Annotated in this window: 13 protein-coding genes and 4 pseudogenes; 9 read left to right on the top strand and 8 right to left on the bottom strand. The window is 67.3% G+C overall.

From position 1 onward, the window contains the following. Window positions 1-433 precede the first annotated feature (433 nt). The 3 genes from ACZ6C1_RS37475 to ACZ6C1_RS37465 are packed head-to-tail and all read right to left on the bottom strand — an operon-like array spanning window position 434 to window position 3,452. Complete coding sequence (locus ACZ6C1_RS37475) at window positions 434-835, bottom strand: DUF6009 family protein (protein ID WP_469247543.1); 402 nt, start codon at window positions 833-835, stop codon at window positions 434-436. Beyond that, on the bottom strand, window positions 832-2,346 hold the full coding sequence (locus tag ACZ6C1_RS37470; RefSeq protein ID WP_469247542.1) for a DNA primase family protein: 1,515 nt from the start codon (window positions 2,344-2,346) through the stop codon (window positions 832-834). Before ACZ6C1_RS37470 ends, ACZ6C1_RS37475 begins: the two co-directional genes overlap by 4 nt. Then, on the bottom strand, window positions 2,343-3,452 hold the full coding sequence (locus ACZ6C1_RS37465) for a bifunctional DNA primase/polymerase (protein ID WP_469247541.1): 1,110 nt from the start codon (window positions 3,450-3,452) through the stop codon (window positions 2,343-2,345). Before ACZ6C1_RS37465 ends, ACZ6C1_RS37470 begins: the two co-directional genes overlap by 4 nt. A 1,221-nt stretch (window positions 3,453-4,673) precedes the next feature. On the opposite strand from ACZ6C1_RS37465, the gene ACZ6C1_RS37460 reads away from it, so the two are divergent. The 6 genes and pseudogenes from ACZ6C1_RS37460 to ACZ6C1_RS37435 all read left to right on the top strand — a co-directional run bounded on the left by ACZ6C1_RS37460 (window position 4,674) and on the right by ACZ6C1_RS37435 (window position 8,702). After that, window positions 4,674-4,817, top strand: coding sequence for a hypothetical protein (locus ACZ6C1_RS37460; RefSeq protein WP_469247540.1), 144 nt, complete (start codon window positions 4,674-4,676; stop codon window positions 4,815-4,817). Further along, a pseudogene (locus ACZ6C1_RS37455) lies at window positions 4,814-5,374 on the top strand (ATP-binding protein); the annotation flags it as partial. The gene ACZ6C1_RS37460 and the pseudogene ACZ6C1_RS37455, both read left to right, overlap by 4 nt. 135 nt (window positions 5,375-5,509) lie before the next feature. After that, window positions 5,510-6,418 carry a hypothetical protein gene (locus ACZ6C1_RS37450; protein ID WP_469247539.1) on the top strand — a complete coding sequence of 303 codons (909 nt, stop codon included), beginning with the start codon at window positions 5,510-5,512 and terminating at the stop codon, window positions 6,416-6,418. Further along, window positions 6,409-6,792: a transposase gene (locus tag ACZ6C1_RS37445; RefSeq protein ID WP_469247538.1), complete on the top strand. Its 384-nt coding sequence runs from the start codon at window positions 6,409-6,411 to the stop codon at window positions 6,790-6,792. Before ACZ6C1_RS37450 ends, ACZ6C1_RS37445 begins: the two co-directional genes overlap by 10 nt. A gap of 531 nt (window positions 6,793-7,323) precedes the next feature. Then, the gene (locus tag ACZ6C1_RS37440; RefSeq protein ID WP_469247537.1) at window positions 7,324-8,289 is read left to right on the top strand and encodes a transposase; all 966 of its coding nucleotides are present in this window, start codon (window positions 7,324-7,326) and stop codon (window positions 8,287-8,289) included. 95 nt (window positions 8,290-8,384) lie between these two features. After that, complete coding sequence (locus tag ACZ6C1_RS37435; protein ID WP_469247535.1) at window positions 8,385-8,702, top strand: DUF4158 domain-containing protein; 318 nt, start codon at window positions 8,385-8,387, stop codon at window positions 8,700-8,702. A gap of 461 nt (window positions 8,703-9,163) precedes the next feature. On the opposite strand, the gene ACZ6C1_RS37430 is transcribed toward ACZ6C1_RS37435, so the two are convergent. Then, window positions 9,164-9,460 carry a hypothetical protein gene (locus tag ACZ6C1_RS37430; protein WP_469247534.1) on the bottom strand — a complete coding sequence of 99 codons (297 nt, stop codon included), beginning with the start codon at window positions 9,458-9,460 and terminating at the stop codon, window positions 9,164-9,166. A gap of 182 nt (window positions 9,461-9,642) precedes the next feature. Further along, window positions 9,643-10,005: a hypothetical protein gene (locus ACZ6C1_RS37425; protein WP_469247532.1), complete on the bottom strand. Its 363-nt coding sequence runs from the start codon at window positions 10,003-10,005 to the stop codon at window positions 9,643-9,645. A 43-nt stretch (window positions 10,006-10,048) separates the two neighbouring features. Between ACZ6C1_RS37425 and ACZ6C1_RS37420 the strand changes: the two genes are divergently transcribed. Both ACZ6C1_RS37420 and ACZ6C1_RS37415 read left to right on the top strand, forming a co-directional pair. Next, window positions 10,049-10,939 carry a hypothetical protein gene (locus tag ACZ6C1_RS37420; RefSeq protein ID WP_469247531.1) on the top strand — a complete coding sequence of 297 codons (891 nt, stop codon included), beginning with the start codon at window positions 10,049-10,051 and terminating at the stop codon, window positions 10,937-10,939. Window positions 10,940-11,352: 413 nt separating this feature from the next. Continuing rightward, on the top strand, window positions 11,353-13,053 hold the full coding sequence (locus tag ACZ6C1_RS37415) for an ATP-binding cassette domain-containing protein (protein ID WP_469247530.1): 1,701 nt from the start codon (window positions 11,353-11,355) through the stop codon (window positions 13,051-13,053). 938 nt (window positions 13,054-13,991) lie between these two features. On the opposite strand, the gene ACZ6C1_RS37410 is transcribed toward ACZ6C1_RS37415, so the two are convergent. Beyond that, entirely contained in the window at window positions 13,992-15,221 is a 1,230-nt protein-coding gene (locus tag ACZ6C1_RS37410) for a S8 family serine peptidase (protein ID WP_469247529.1), read from the bottom strand. 599 nt (window positions 15,222-15,820) lie between these two features. On the opposite strand from ACZ6C1_RS37410, the pseudogene ACZ6C1_RS37405 reads away from it, so the two are divergent. After that, a pseudogene (locus ACZ6C1_RS37405) lies at window positions 15,821-15,943 on the top strand (IS701 family transposase); the annotation flags it as partial. A gap of 12 nt (window positions 15,944-15,955) precedes the next feature. Here the strand turns inward: ACZ6C1_RS37405 and ACZ6C1_RS37400 are convergent. Next, window positions 15,956-16,232, bottom strand: a pseudogene (locus ACZ6C1_RS37400) (transposase family protein); the annotation flags it as partial. A 126-nt stretch (window positions 16,233-16,358) separates the two neighbouring features. After that, a pseudogene (locus ACZ6C1_RS37395) lies at window positions 16,359-16,541 on the bottom strand (IS5/IS1182 family transposase); the annotation flags it as partial. Window positions 16,542-16,669: the final 128 nt, after the last annotated feature.

The following is a 16,669-nucleotide window of genomic DNA, read 5'->3' as shown; positions in this document are numbered from 1 at the left end:
GCGGCCTCTTCTTCCCCATGCTCTCCATGATGAACATCATCCTTCCGGGGCTGAAGCCCCTGATCTCAGATGTCCGTCAAAGCGGATCAAGCCCACTTGGAAGGACCTGCTCGATGGGTCTTCCAGTGGTGGGAAAAATAGCGGTGGCTCTTTGAAACGTGCTGATGACTGTGTTCGCGTCGGATGGGCAGCTTCCATCAGGGGTACATCCGGAGCCGGTGGGGGATGGGCGTGACTTCCCGGCCGCACCTTCGAGGGGTGGACCGGTTCGACAAGCCACTGTGCCGTCAAACCCCTGATTTGACGGCGGGGCGGCATACAGCTCTCCGATCGGCCGCGTTGCCGACCTCGCAGCGGGGCTTGTGGATGCCGGTTATTAGTTCCTAGGCAGCGGTTTCAGGTAGCTCCGCACAGTGGGCATAACGCTGGCTCACTACAGAGGCAGCGTTATGCCGAGCTCCTGCATGGCTGTAGACGGCGGGCCGCCTTCGGACCTCTCGGTCTTGCGTCCTTTGCTTCCGGCAGCGAGAGTGCGAGGGTCGATTGCCTCAGCAGGGGCGCCTGTGGCATACAGGCCTTGGGGGTCGCTGTCGCGGTCGTGGGGCAACAGCCAGAAGACCCGGCGGCGCCAGGTACCTGAGGAGCGTGACGGTTTTGCGTTCGGCCCGAGCAGGGCATAGCCGACCATGCGGCCGTCACGATGGTAGGCGGGTTTGCCCTTGCGGGTTGGCAGGCGGTCCAGGCTTTGTCGCACGTAGTCGAGCTTGGTGATGTCCTCGAGCCAGACGAGCTCTGTTTCGTGGCTGATCTCGTCCTCGGTGATGAGGGCGCTCATGCTGTCTCCTCGTCGACGAGCAGTCCGATGCCTGGGTAGTACTTGCGCGAGTTGGACAGGATCATTTCCTTGGGGGAGGCGAGGCCCACCAGTTCTCGAGCCCGTGCGGCGAAAGCTCGGGATGAGATGGCCGGTGCGCCTTCATTCTGACACCAGGTCCGGTAGGCGGCGTAGAGGCGGGCCTGTTCGGCCCGGTGATCTGGGCTAAGAGCGCAGCATTCCTCGAAGAAGCGACCCGTGTGGTCCTCGGTTTCGGCGTAGGCGGTGGTGGCGATGCGCACGCGTTCGGGCCCTGTGAGGTCTTTGTCGCCGGACAGGTAGCGGCGGGCGCCGTCGATAAGCCAGTTGAGGATGCCGGGGCCTTCTTCTGTGACCAGGATGTCGGCGAGGTTGTCGATCTTCCGGTCATCTGAGACGACTCGCTCAAAGGGGATCAGGCGCATGCGACGCCAGAAGGCAAAGCCACCCGTGCCGACCTCGGGACGGTGGTTGCCTAGCAGCCACAGTTTGTGGGTCGGCGTGAAGCTGAAAAAATCCTGTCTCATGCGGCGGGCCTTGATGCGGTCACCGCCGGTGAGGAGCTTGACGCGGGCTTCATCGAACTTGTCGCCGGGCTTAACTTCAGAGCAGACGATGACGCGCCGGCCGTGGAGTTCGGCGAGGTCTGTGGGATGCCCTTCATAGGGGCGTGCCATCAGAAAGCCGGGCGGGGCAGCGTCGGCGTAATCACCCAGGAGCTTCATCAGCACGTCCAAGAGGACCGACTTGCCGTTTTTACCTGATCCGAACAGGAATGGCATTACCTGACCGCCGACATCTCCAGTGACGGAGTAGCCCAGGAGTAGCTGCAGGAACCGGATCATTTCGACGCCCTCGTCGTCGGCGCCGAAGGTGTCAGTAAGGAAGCGGTTCCAGCGGGGGGTGGGCATCGGCTGTGGGCCGGTGGATGTTGAGCGGGAGTGGAAGTCCTTGTTCGGGTCGGGCTTGCGGATGAGGCCGGTGTGCAGGTCGACGATGCCGTTCGGGGTGCAAAGGGCGTAGGGATCGGCGTCGAGGAGGGATGCATTGAGAACCATGCCAGGAGCGGAACGTGCTTGGCTGAGCATGGCATTCATTCCGGAGGTGCTGAGCGCACGACGTCGGTGTTGCTGGAGTGCTTGGGTGGTGTACAGACCTCGTGGGTCGGCTGTAGCGATGTTCTCAGCCAGGTCTCCGGCGGCCCAGATGACGGTGTCGTCTTCGTCGATTTGCCACCGGGTCGCATCCCACCGATACCAGCCAAGCCCAGGGACGTGGCGGTAGTCGTTGGCGTAAAGCTTGACGAACAGCTTGGCGTTGCCGCGGTCTGTGAGCGTGTCGGGCAGCAGTCCGGCAGCTGTGGCTTGGACTGCTGCAGGCTGCGGCTCGCGGCTTTGGGACGGCAGTGGTGCTGAGCTGAGGATCTGAGCCGCGACTGCGTGGGCATCGAAGTCGAACAGAAAGGATTCGCTGGGGCTGCTGGGCTCAGTCATGGGCGGCCACCCACGCTCAGGGGCCTACGGAAGCCGGCGTTCATGCCGCTGCGGATGATCTGGGCAGCCCGGTGGTCCTGACCGGGGCGGGCAAGTGCGGCGGCTTCCAGGAGGGCCTGCTCCGCAGCTTCGTGCGAAAGGTGGCCTGCCGCGACGAGACCGCCCGCTGTAAAAGAAGCGCGGTTCAGCCTGCCGTTGAAGTCGGCTCCTTCAGTGACTGCAGCGCATGCCGTCACTTCCGCGAGCGCTGTTGTGAGGATGCGGGTGGCATGGTCGTGGCCGCCACCCGCTTTGACAACTGCTTGTCGAGCGCGGGGAGGGACAGGACGGGGGACAGGCACACGGGGGACTGGCAGATGACCGGTGCGCTCGAGCTCATGGGCCAGCCAGGCAGGAAGTGCAGCGGGTTCACGCGCGGGACCAACAGGCATATATGTACCTGCCTTAGTGGTAGTGCCTGGAGCGACGATGTAACCACCGTGAGCACGGATGTCGACTTGCCAAGCGAGGGCTCGGCCGTTGGTTGAGCCTGTTGAGCACTGCCAGCGGCGCGGATCGGTGGTTCGATACCAGACGTGGAGGCCCCCTGAGGGGGTCTTCACGCGGAGTGTGCCCGTGTCGTTTGCTGGGTTTTCCTGACCTCTGAGGGCAGCGAGTACAGCAATGCTGTGGAAGCCAGTGGTCATGCCAGTGAGGTCGACGTCTTCGTTGATGTGGATGCCCGGCAGAATGCGGTCCCGGGAGGGGAGGGCCTGGGAGTGGGCGTCAATGTCGATGACAACGAGCCCAGCCGGGCCGCATGCAACCCCGACTCCCAGGTCAGGGGTTTGAGACCACCACTGGGTGATAAGCGCCGTGTCCAGGGTGGCGGCGTGGAAGCCGTGACACCAGCGGCCAGCAGCAAGGCAAGGGCAGCCCATATGCGTGTGGCCCGGGGCTCGGCAGGCGGAGCAGTTGGCAGCGGGGGTTTTGCGCAGCGGGGCAAGGGGGTGAACTGGCCACCCCTGGTTGGCGCACCACTTGGCCAGGGTCAGTGACCCAGCGACTGGAGGTGCAGGGGTCGACAGCTCTGAGTCGCTGCGGTGAAGGCGCAGCTCAGCAGGCATGTGGTTCCCCTAACAGCGACTGAAGCGACTCAACGACGGACACAGACTAGCGAAGCCGTCGCTGGGGTGCGCGCACCCCAGGGAATCTTGTGCCCGTGTCCGCATATAGACCTACGGTGGACAGCTACCGAAGGCGAGCCCCAGCGACTGGCTACCTTTGGTAGCTACTACTCTGCCGATGAGATAACCGCAGGTCAAAGCGCCTCCATCCGCAGATCAGCGACTGAAGCGACTGAAGGCCTCTATGTATGACGCGCACGCGCACGAGGGATGTCTTCATATATTGGTGGCGTCAGTCGCTTCAGTCGCTGTATGCCTGAACGAGCTGCTCTGACCTGCGGTTTTTGGCTGACGTGCACCAGCGACTGAGCCTGGCTCCGGTCACTGGCTTACAGTCGCTGCGCACATCCCCAGCGACTGAGCGACGCAAGCGACTGAAACCCGACCAGCCGCAAAAGCCTCCGGTCGCTCTTTGGGGAGAGGTAACAGCAAACCTGCGTCGCTTCAGTCGCTTAAGCGCTCTCTGAGGCAGCCCGCTGATGACTCATGTTTAGGGAGACGTTGCGTCGGATGCCCCACCGCGCAGCCGGAACAGGGTGGCCGCCCGGCTGCGCCTGCCAGGCCGACCCACGAGCCGACAGCAGCAAGAACCCAGCCAAAAAAACGAAGCAGCATTGGGGCAGTGGTGAGGGAGCGTTTGCTCCAGCCGTGCTCCCTGCGGCGGTGGGCGCATCCCTGTGCTGGCTGGCGAACACGTTGGGACAGCGGCGTTGGCGTCTGTGCCGAGCGCTGGTCTGACATCCTCACCGACCGCGACGCGTCCGCGGGCCCGGCGTCGGCAGCGTTCACAGGGCTGCTGGACGTTCTTGCGCTGCCTCATCTCTATGGCGTAATCGCCCCCAGCCATGCCGGACCTGGGGCCGGAGGCGCCATAGCCGCTGAACGCGAGTGGCGGCTCGAGGCGGCAGGCTCGCAGCTCCTGCTGGTCCGCAAGCCCGCACCGCCCACCACTGCGTCTCCCCCAGCGGTTTCGTCCGCCGCCACTCGGCACCCCCCGCGTCCTGGATGCCGAGTTATGAGAACCATGATGACCAAGACGACCCAGCGGTTCTTCGAGGCCCGGCTAGGCATGGTCCTTCTCCTCCGAGGCCCTGCCCGACCGCGCCAAGGACATCCGGCTCTGCGTCTCCGACGAGGAAGCCGTACGCCTGGAAGTGCACGATGGCCGTCGCATCGCTGCAGTCCTTGCTGACCCGGGCCGCGGCCGCCAGCATCCCGGTCGGCCGCAGGCCGTTGTCGGTCTATGACGAGCTGACCGGCACCCGTCCCTTCATCACCGCACCCAGGAAGAAGGAATCGTCTTGAGCGAGCTGGTCTCCACCCGCATCCGCACCACGGCCGGCAAGCTCGGCCTTCCCCACCTGGCCGAAGCCCTCAACCAGTACGCACAGCGGGCTGACGAGGCCAAGATGGGCTACCTCGATTTCCTGGATCTGGTGCTGTCGGAAGAACTCGCCGTCCGTGACGACCGCCGTTTCCGCCAGGGCCTGCGGAACTCGAAACTGCCGCACCACAAGACGCTCGATGACTACGACTTCTCCTTCCAGCCCGATCTGGACCCACGCAAGGTCAAGGACCTCGCCACCCTCTCGTTCGTCGAGGCCAAGGCGAACGCTGCCCTGCTCGGGCCGCCCGGAGTCGGAAAGACTCACATCGCCGTCGCCCTCGCGGTCGCGGCCTGCCGGGCCGGTTACTCGATCTACTTCACCAGCCTCGACGACATGGTCCGCAACCTCACAGCCGCCGAAGCCTCAGGACGGCTGAACAGCAAGCTCCGCACCTACCTGCGTCCCAGCGTCCTGGTGATGGACGAGGTCGGCCACCGGCCGCTCGAACGAGCCGAAGCGAACCTCGTCTTCCAGGGTCCGACACGAAGTCGCTCCGCGTAATAAGTGCAGGGATGAGCGCCGCGCGGAGCCGCGAACGTCGTGTCCCTGGTGAAGGAGGTGGCGTGGTCCATACAGCAGGGGCGTGATCGCTTCACGGGTATCCAACCCATGGACAAGCTGGTCTGGGACATGAAGGCCGTGGTCTACGCGTCGGACCGCACGCAGAAGCGCCCGCCGGGGACCCGCACGTCTCTTGTCAACTTCACTACGGTGACGCAACCGTGGCCAAGAGAGACCGTGATGGAGTGGGCCCGTTCCACTCGCCCGGCCAACACACGCTTCCGCAGGCATCTGGCGGCCTGCCTCGTCGCCTCGACCGTGCTCGGGCGGCTCCCGGGAAGCGGGATGGACCCCACTAGCGTGAGGTTCGCCGAGATGACCTTGGTGGCGGACGCCTTCCGGAAGCTGACCAAGCGCGACGGCGACCTGCAAATCAGCAAGCACCGGGCTGATTCGCTGACCGCGTTCTATACGATCCTGGACTTCGGCCGCAGTGCCGGACTGCTGGATGAGCTGCATGGCACGTTCGCCCGTCACAGCCAGCATCGCATCGTCCGCGAGGACTCCAACGAGGACGAGATCGGCAAGGCGATACCGGAGTCGGTGATACGCCAGCTCGATGTTCACCTCGAACACCTCGGAGACGAGTTCGCCTACCGTGGTTATCCACCGGAAGACATCTCGGCCATGCTTCGGGCCATCTACCGGGTGCTTCGAGACACTGGCCGGCGTCCGCGTGAAGTCTTGAGCTTGAAGCGGGACTGCCTGGAGTTCTCTGGCAGCGACTGCCTGAGGGTGTCTGGCGGAGTCAGGAGGACGAGCACCCTGCCCCGGTCGGCTGCTGCCTGCCACGCGGGTGTGATGGGCAGCGGTGGTTGGGGTGCCGGTAAGAACCGTGTCACCGATCCTGCTGGCTTATTCCGTGCCCGGCGGGGCGGGCGGCTCGTTGGTCGGGACGGCAGCGGCCGTCTTGGGGGTCCCGGTCGCGGGTGGGGTGTGGAATGTCGATGCAGCTGAGGCCGTGGCCGAAGGTGCCCGAGCTGACCGAACAGGTGGCGCGGGCGGTGGCGGCACGGGGCCCGTACCCGTTGGCGATGCGGGTCCGTGACGAGCTGGGCGAGTTGTTCGCGGACGCCGAGTTCGCCGAGGCGTTCGGAACCCGAGGGAGGCCGGGCTGGTCACCGGGCCAGCTGGCGCTGGTGATGGTGTTGCAGTTCGCCGAGAACCTCACCGACCGGGCCTCCGCGCATCGGGTGCGGTACGGCATGGACTTGAATACGCCCTCGGCCTGGAGCTGGATGATCCCGGGTTCGACGCCTCGGTGCTGTCCGAGTTCCGCGCGCGACTGGTCGAGCACGGGCTGGAGGAGCAGGTGCTCGACCTGCTGCTGATCGCGCTCAAGGCCCGGGGCCTGGTGAAGGCGGGCGGTGAGCAGCGCACCGACTCCACCCGCGGGCTGGCGGCGGTACGCGATCTGAACAGGCTGGAGCTGGCGGGGAGACGCTGCGGGCACGCTGGAGGCGCTGGCCTGCGCGGCCCCGGACTGGTTGGCCGGGGTGGTGCCCGTTCGGGAATGGGCCGAACGCTACGGTCCGCGGACTCGCTCCTGGCATCCGCCAGCTTCGACGAGCAAGCGCGAGGAGGTGGCTCTGGTCTACGGCCGGCTCGATGTGGGTGCAGAACTACCTCCGCACCGTGTCCGAAGCCGGAGCGGAGGTGAAGCGGCAGGAGAGGAAAGATCTCCCGCCCGGCAGACTGAGGCTGGCCTCTCCGTACGACACCGACGCCCGCTACGGCCTCAAACCTCCTGGTGGACCGGCTACAAGATCCACATCAGCGAGTCCTGCGACGATGCCGATGACCAGGACCCGGCTGCCGACGGCCAGGCGCTGGTCCCTGGAGCCGACGGACCGCCGCCGCGCTTGATCACGGGCATCGCGACCACCGACGCCACGGTGACCGACGCGGAAATGACCGAACCGGTCCATCGCATGCTCGCCGCCCGCGATCTGCTGCCCGCGGAGCGCTTCCTCGACTCCGGTTACGCGTCCGCCGAGTTGATCGTGGGCATGAAGAAGAACTTCGGGGTCACCCTGGTCACCCCGGTCCTGCTGAACAGCTCACCCCAGGCACCTGCCGGCGCCGGGTTCGACCGCACCGCGTTCACCATCGACTGGGACAAGCGGCAGGCCACCTGCCCACGCGGGGACACCAGCACCTGGTGGAGCCCCGTCACCCTGCGCGGCAGCAAGGCCATCGTCATCAAGTTCGACAAGGAGACATGCCGCCGCTGCCCGGTGCGCGACCAGTGCACCCGCTCGAAGACCGGCGGCCGGACCCTCTCCCTGCAACCCCGCGAGCTGCAAGAAGCCCTCGACCATGCCCGCCTCCAGCAGGGCGACGAGCAGTGGCGAGCCAAGTACGGAACCCGCGCGGGCATCGAGGGAACCATCCACCAGGCCGTCGCGGTCACCGGGATGAGACGTGCCCGCTACCTTGGTCTCCAGAAGACCCACCTGGAGCACGTCTTCTCCGCCGTCGCGCTCAACCTCATACGCCTCGATGCCTGGTGGAACGGCCACCCGCTCGACCGCACCCGCGTCAGCCACCTTGCCCCGACTCGGTCGGCTTACGATTTGACGGCGGCGGCGCGCCACCTGTTCGGTCAGCTCGGGCACCTTCGGCCACGGCCTCAGCTGCATCGACATTCCACACCCCACCCGCGACCGGGACCCCCAAGACGGCCGCTGCCGTCCCGACCAACGAGCCGCCCGCCCCGCCGGGCACGGAATAAGCCAGCAGGATCGTCACCAGCCGCAAACGGCGGTGATCTTGTCAGGGCACCCCTCGTGCGGGTGAGCCGGAGGCCGTACGGCTGCGGTGTGTGAAGCCCCGCGAGGACGATCGGCGATCGTGGCCCGTAACTCGTTGGACCTGGACGAACTGGTCGAGCATTGGATGCTGCTGAAGGACGAGCAGGGACTTGTGTCCGGCAAGCGCGGCGCGACTGGGCTTCGCCGTGTTGCTGAAGTTCTATACGCAGTACGGCCGGTTTCCCCGGGGCCGGTTCGAGTTGCCGGGCGAGGCCGTGGAGTTCGTCGCCCGGCAGGTACAGGTGCCCGCCGCCGAGCTGGATTCGTACGACTGGACCGGCCGCACGATCGAATACCACCGCGCGCAGATCCGGGAGCACGTCGGCTTCCGCGAGTGCAGCGTCGCGGACGCGGACAAGCTGACCGGCTGGCTTGCCGAGCACGTCGCGTGCAAGCGGCCGCCACGGAAGTGGGCGTCCAGGCGCTGATGGAGCTGTTGGCCTGCGCTCTGGAGGTCGATGACGACCGGCGCGCCGCCTGAACGGGCGTGACGGCCTCGGCCTGCCGGGCGAGTTCGCGGGTCCGCGTCGGCTTCGTCGGGGTGTTTCTGGTCCTCGCCGGTCTCCGAGGTGTTGTCGGCCGGCCAGATGCCGAAGGGGCCGGGCTCTCCGGGGCGGGTGGCTCCGAGGGCGGCGCCGCCCTTGAGTCGGTGGTGACCAGGGAAACGGGGCGAGCCTTCTTCTCGTCGGCATCACGTACGCCATGGTCGGCTGCCTCGACCGGTGGTTGGGGTGCGATTCGCCACGCGTGTACGCGGTGAACGGTCTCGCGGGTTCCACGGACGTTCCTTTTCGCGGGTCATCCCGGTGCGGTCTGGTCTCACGGGGAAAGCCGCAGGCACTCCCGCAGGGGAGGATGTGGCTGGTAAGGGGTGCTGGGTCCAACAGATCTACAGCGGGGCGAGGCGGGCGGCCCGGTCCAGGGCGCGCAGCAGCTCCGGTTCCCATCCGGCGCGCGGGGTGTCGTGGGCGAGCAGGCCGGAGTCGCCCAGCACGTCGAGCTGGACCTGGTGGTGAACGCCCAGCCGCCATGCCTCGCGCAGGACGTGGCGGGCCGCGTCGCGGGCGGCGCGGCCGAAGGTGTGCGGTGGAGCGGGCGTCGGGCAGCGCAGCGAGCTGGCGGCCGGCCTCGGCCAGGCGGTCCATGTACTCGACGGCCTTCTCGGCGTCCGGCACGGGCGGGACAAGGTAGACCTCGGGGGCGGCGACGCCTCGGCGCAGCTGCTCCATGCGCTCTGGGAGCAGCTCCCAGCCGGGCTCGCCCGCGAGCTCGATGTTGACCTTGGCGACGGCGGCCGTGTAGGCACGTCCGGCGCCGCGGGGCTGCAAGGGGGTGCCGGCGGGCCGGTGCTGCGGGCCACTGTTGTCGTCAACAATTCTGGAGTGGTTGCCGCGTACGGCCACCCACAGCCGGTCCCCTCCATGAGCAGGCGGCGAACCAGGAGCCAGCGCTGGAGCGCGGCCCGGGTGGAGCGGCGCAGGGGGGGTAGACCTCGATCACGTCTGGGTTGTCCGGGCGCCGGTTCTGGGGGCGGCGGACGATACGGACCTCCTCCAGGGCGGGGGAGAGGTCCTCCAGGCGCAGCGCGCGCAGCTCGCCGACGCGGGCGCCGGTGTCGAGGACGACGGCGCCCATGGTCCAGCGGGTGCGGCGGCCGACGTCGACCGGTCCCTTGAGGGGCAGCTCCTCCTGGACCCGCAGGTGCCCAAGCTCGCGCTGCAGCAGCGTCATCACGCCGGAGCGGACCATCGCGGTTGCGGGTCTGGACGGTGCGGTGCTGGCGGTGGCGGCGGCCGAGGGGTGCGGCGGGCAGCTGCTGGCGGATCTGGACGCGGACCGGGATCTGGCCGAGGCGGGCGTGGGTGTGGTGGCCGCGGGCGACGGGGCCGGACCGCGGGTGTTCGGGCACGTTCCCGCGGCGGCGGTGCCCGCAGTGGCGGCGCTGGCGGGGTCGGCGGCGAGGCTGGGGACGCCGTCGGGGTTCTGGCTCGAGCCGGGAACAAAGCCGCGTCTGTTCGTCGGGTATGACGAGGCGACCCGCGTGTTGATCACTGGCTGCGGGGGTGATCCGGCGGTGGTGGTGCAGGAGGGTCCGTCGTCGTGTTCGGTGAAGGTGGCCTCCGGTGCGGGTACGCGGTTGTACCGGGTGCGCGCGGGGGGCGGGCGGGTGGTTGGGGTGGCGTTGCGCGGGCGCGCGGAGGGCGAGCTTGCGGGCTGGCTGGCGGGGCGGGAGCTGGTGGCGGGCTTTGCGCCGGTGACGGTCACGGTGGAGCGGCCCGGGGACCTGTACCTGGTCTACCGCGGTGGTGCGTTGGTGTGCCGGTTGCGGACGGTGGCCGAGACGGCGGACGTGCTGGACATCCTGCTCGACAGCTACGGCGGGGGGAGGGACGTCGAGTCCGGTGCCGAGTGCGGTGCTAAGGCGGGTGAGGTGGCGGTGGCGGTGTCCTGTGGCGAGGTGTGGCACCCGGGGCACGGGGTGGTGCTGGTGCCCAACAACCGGCTCTCGGAGGTCGCGAAGGGATCGTCGCGGCTGGCCCGGGCGGGCTGGCGGATCTGTCCCACCGCACGCGTGGGCCTGTACTCCCGGTCGGGTCGGGCGTATGCCCGCGTGCATCCGGTCGGCAACGGCCCGCTGGCGCCCCGGTCGCGTTCGCGGCCATGAACCCGGTGCCCTGGCCCGGGCGGCACCGGGCGGGTGATTGGCGCCGACGAGCAGGCGGCGCAGCTGGTGTGCTGGGTGTGCCGGCCCACCACCGAGAGCGCGATTACGGCGCTGGCGGCGACCGCCGCGCTCGTTCCAGCCCGGACCGTCCCCGCGGACGGGCTGGTCACCGATCTGTGCGCAGCGCACCCGACCCCTGGCCCAGAGCCGGTCGCCGCGTGCTGAAACGGCCCGGTGATCCAGCGCGGGCCGACGGGCCTCGAACGGGCCCGACGGTCGGGTCCCCGGGACCCTAGTTGTTCGGTGACGGGTCGCAGGCGACGGTGCGCGGATGGCGCGCAGTCGTCGGCGGCATGGTTTTCGCGGCCCGACTGGCCTGGCACTCCGGACGGGCAGCCACCACAGGAATGGTGGTGCTGCAGCTGGCGGCAGCGGTCCTGCTCGTGGCGAGCGTCACCGCCGCCGCCCAATGGTTCGACCTCCTGCTCCAGGTTCTGGCGGGCCAGGAAACGCCGGGCGCCGCGCTGCGCGCGGGCTGGCCCTTCCTTGTGCTGATCTCCGCCCGGGCGATGGCCTCCCAGGCGGGCCGACTGATCGCCCTGCGGGCCTCGACCCGCCTGGGCGTGATCGCGCAACGCGAGGTACTGCAGGCCGCGGCCCGCGCTCGCCTGGTCGCCTTCCAGGACATGGCCATCTTCGACCGGCTGCAGCGCGCCGACATGGGCGCCGCCCAGGCCTCCAGCGCGGTCATGCAGACCGCCGGGATCCTGTCCGCGGCCCTGCCCGGCATCGCCGCGCTCCTCGCGGTGATCAAATTGTCACCGTTGCTGGCGCTGCTGGCCCCGGCCTGCCTGGCACCCCAGGTGGTGGCCGAGCTGCTCAACGCCCGTTACCGCTACCGGGCCACCGCCGAGATGGTCGCCAACCAACGCCGCAGCACCTATCTGCACAACCTGGCACTGAACCCGGCCAGCGCCCGGGAACTGCGCGCCTTCGGCGCCACCCACTGGCTGAACGACTCCTGGCAGGCGGTCGCCGGCTATGTGGCCGAGCGGAACTTCCGCATCGGGCTGCGCGTGCAGCTGCGCGAGGTGGCCGCCCGAGCCACGTCGACCCTCTTGTTCTTCACCGTGGTCGGCGTGACCCTGGCTCTCGCCCGGCCCAGCGCCGGGGCCGCGACCGCCTCCCTGTACGCGCTGCTGCAGGTGCGCGGCGCAACCGCCTCGATCATCGCGATGGGCGCGAGCATGCAGTCCTCCGGCCTGTTCCTGGCTGACCTTGCCTCCCTGCGCCACGACGGCACCCATCACGAACGCTCCGGCCCCGCTGGCCCGGTCCCCACGCTGCAGACCCTCGCCCTGCGCGGAGTCGGCTTCCGCTACCCCGGCGCCGACCACGACACCCTGACTGGCATCGACCTCGATGTGCCCGCCCAAGGGGTGATCGCCCTGGTCGGCGAGAACGGCTCCGGCAAGACCACCCTCGCCATGCTCGCCGCCGCGCTCTACGAGCCCGACACCGGCACCGTCACCTGGAACGGCCACGACACTCAGTCCCTGGACCCGGCCGAGCTGCGCCATCGCATCGCCTGGGTGTTCCAGGACTACACCCGTTACGCGATGAGCGTCACGGACAACATCACCCTCGGCGACGCCACCACGGAGGCCCGCACCGCCGAGGTCGCCACCACCGCCGGACTGACTGACCTGTTCGCCTCCCTTCCCGACGGCCCGGCCACCGTCCTGAACCGGCAGTACGGCGGCGCCAGCGACCTGTCAGGCGGACAATGGCAGCGCATCGCGCCCGCCCGCGCCTACCACCGCGACGCCGACCTGCTCATCCTCGACGAACCCACCGCGTCCCTGGACCCCCTGGCCGAAGCCCACCTGTTCGACACCGTCACCCGCCACCGCGGCGACCGGGCCGTCCTGCTGGTCACCCACCGCATCACCAACCTCGCCCTGGCCGACCACATCTACCTACTCCAGGCCGGACGCATCATCGAACACGGCACCTACCACGGCCTTGTGGCCGCAGGCGGCCCCTTCGCCCACATGCACCACGCCGGCCGGCACCCCACCCACAACGGCACTACACGATCAAAGCGCGCGTGAGATTGGCCCCTTGCCCTCTGCGCTACGGGGTCCTGGCACCGTGGCCGCGGCGAGATTCAGTCGTGCGGCCATGTCGAGGTGGCAAGGGTGGGGAGATCGCCTCGAATCGGCGCGACGAGCAGGAGATGTTCGTCCTACAACTCGGTGCTGCGGGCGGCGAAGGTGGCGTTCGCGATCTGATGGCGATGTGCGGGCGGTCACGCATAGCTAAAGGTTCTGACCTGCACTAATGCCGATGTTAGTGCGGTCAACACACTTGCCACTTTTCGGCACCCGAGATAACGCGGCCCGCCAACAGAAAGCCCCGAGAGGTGCTTGGCGAATCCAGGGGCCCTGTACGCGTGCCCTCCCCGCCACCGCCAGTAGCGGTTCGAGCTGCACTTCCGCCACGGTCCGCAGGCGCGTGCCGACCGCTTTGGCATTCTCCTTCGTCGGATGCTCGGAAATCGACCTTCAAGGGCGCGTGTGACCGTCATCCCGACCCCCAGAGAGACAACCCCCGGGCGGCGCAGCCCGGTTAGCCGCCGACACCGTAGCGCAGACGAGCCGGTGCACGTGCCGTACGTGCCTTACACCTCGATCGGACGCTGATCTGCGCGGATGGCCTGACGACCCCAGATAACGAGCGGAACGCCGCTGACCGGCCCTGACGGCACTCCGGCCGCCGTGCTGCTGTCACCAGTGTCCGGGCTCGTGTGAGGGGAGGCGTTCCGGCTGCTGGCGGGGTGCTGCTGCTGTTCGACCCCAGGCCGAACAGCAGCGTTCCGACCGAAACACCCCGAGCCGCCGGTTCCCTTCGGCGGTTCGCGGATGGAATAACTGCCGGCCGCGGCGCGGAGCCGAGCAATAGCGGCCGTCGGCACGCTCTCCGCCTGTGTAGGATTCAGCAGCAGCCAGCCTGTGACGAAGGAACGCCAGGCCGGGGAACTAGCCGAACCTCACGAGGAACCTGCTCCTTGAGGAGGGAATGGAGTCAAAGCAGCCAGTGCGTCGACGATTCCGAAGCCGTAAAAGTTATTATAGCGTGATCCACCGACACACCTGGCATCTGGCTGACCATTTCCGTCAGGATCGTAGAGCCCGTTAGGGCAACCGGGGTTGTAGGCGTGAACTTTGAGGCGCTGCTCGATTTCCGAGGGAGTAGCGCTAGGTCTGGCGCTCTTGATGAGCGCCGCAACGCCGGCCACATGCGGTGCGGCCATAGAGGTCCCTTGGAGGAATGCATACCGCTGGCCAGGCATCGTGGAAAGAATGCCGCCGTTCATGAGCAGCGTCTTCGGGATCTGGTACTGGTCACCGCCCGGACCTGCAACATCAACGACTCCAAGGCCGTAGTTGGAAAAGCTGGACTTCAAGCTTTGTGCGCCGGTGGCTGACACCGTGACCACGCCTGGCAGCATGGTGGGAACCTGTGGGCATTGGCGTGGCGACACAATACGTGGGACCGGCAAGGCGTCATTGGGGCTCGTGGCATCGGCAAGAGCGTAGGACGCGAGGTCGTGGTTAGCGTTGCCAGCGGCAGCGATGCTGAGCACTCCCTGACTTCTAGAGTACCGAACCGCCCGGTTCACGGACTCGACGACAGCCCTCTGATCGGGGTTGGAGAAACAGTTGAAGAGCCAAGGATCCACGTAGTAGCTGTTGTTGGTGATCTCAATGCCGTTGTCGACTGCGAACATGAAGGCGCAGATGACGCTCTCTGCGTAGAAGAAGGCGCTGCCTGGTTCGCTGACTTTGATCGACGCGACCTTGACATTTGGTGCGACGCCAGCGACACCGATACCGTTGCGGGCTGCGGCGATCTCTCCTGCCACGTGTGTGCCGTGATAGTCGTTGTCTGGATCGTACGGGCGCCACGCCCCGGGGGATGTGTCGGCTACCCCTCCTACACAGCTTGCCGACTGCGCAGCGGAGAAGTTGGCCGCCAGATCAGTATGCGTGTCATCAACACCGGTGTCGATGACACCAACCGTGACGTCAGGACTTCCAGGACTTACCGCGGCGGCCTGGTCCGCCTTCACCGCCCGCAGGCTCCACTGCTCCGGTTCCAGCGGTTCTTGCGTACTACCCGACCGCCCTGCCGCCGTCACTGCTGCGGTAGCGCCGAGTTCGAAGGGCTTGCCCACGACCGTAGTTGCGGCCGACTGCAATGCGGTGCTGCGAGTCACTCCAGCACTGTGCACGCCAGGCAGGGTCCGGACCCACTGAGCGAAGCCGGGGGTGGCTGAGTGGGCAACGATGACGCCGATCTCGCTGTGGGTGGCGATGACCGCTCCGCCAGTGGCTGTAATGGCGTTCTCGATCTTACCGACAGTAGCCGGATCCGCCTTCGTGTTAACGAGGTATGACCGGACTGGTGCTTCGCTAGAGCTGGTGCTGGCCGCTTTGGTGATGGCAGCGGGGGCGGCAGCTGCGACGCTGGGTAAGACGATCAAGGAAACCGCTAGAGAAGGGCTGGCAGCGACAGCCCATCGGCGACGCCGTCCAGATAAAGAGGACATTTTGCTTCCAATCTATTCACAAGCGCCATCCATTCCTATTAGTTGACGATAAGTCTGCTATGCGACTGGGCAGTAGCGCCAAGGGAGTGGTGTACAGGCTGCGTGTCAGCGCCACCGAGTACTGAGCGCAACCCATAGCCCCAAACTTCACCTACCGGCACGGCTTACTTGCGATAGCTGCTCGTCCATCCGCGCTTCTAGTAGGGCTTGGTCAGGTCGGGGCTGGTGTTGGGTGTCCTGGGGGCTTGGTGTGGCGTTGAGGACGTGTGACTCCGGAGGAAATCGCATCCGTGCGTGCCGAGTTGGAGGACTTCGCGGCAGAGGTCTTCGAGCCGTTCGCGAGAAACGACCAGCGTCGGTGGGGGCAGGTCTACCTGCGGGGTCTGCTCACTTAGCCGTTTTCATCCTGAATAGCTGCAGGTCAGCAGTGTGTGGATGGCTTGGATGATGGTGCTGATGCGGCGGGTGGGGCATCGGGCTCGTCGGAGGATCCGCCGGGACTTCAGCTGTGCGAAGGCGCGTTCGCCCGGGCGCTCTCAGTTTGGCGTGGTCGTGGTTGAAGTGCTGGTAGTGCTCGGCTTGTTCGCGGTGGTGGTGGTAGGGGGTGCGGACGGTGGCGCCGGCGCCGTGGTAGGCGTGGTCGGCGAGGACGGGGATCTGTCTGGTGAGGAGGGCCTGAGCTTGTTCAGCGGTGAGTCTCGAGAGTGAGGATGGCTTTGCCGATGACGTCATCCGGCTCGGTTTGCAGCGGGCTTTGCGGAGGATCCGCCAGGTCTTCACCGCCGCGATCGTTCTCTCGACGGGCCATCGCATGCGGGAGTGCGCTCGGTTGACGCACTTCTGTTTGACCGTGAGGTCCTTACCCGGGCGTCGTGTGTGGGGAACGGCGACGGAGTCGCCGGCTCCCTGGTAGCCGCGGCCGGCCAGGACCGGGATGCCCAGGCGGATACAGGTGGCGATGACCCGGTGCCGTCGGGCCGCGGTCAGGTCGTGGGTTCGGCCGGGCAGGGCGGGCGAGATTGAGGTGCCTCGAAGTTCTCGGACAGGTGTCCAATAGGATCGCCTGGAACAGGGAACGAGGAAGTAGTGGCGCCACCGAGGAAGTACTCGCAGGA

It is taken from the genome of Streptomyces sp. NPDC041796, assembly GCF_055590785.1.
This window is presented reverse-complemented; position numbering and strand designations above follow the sequence as displayed.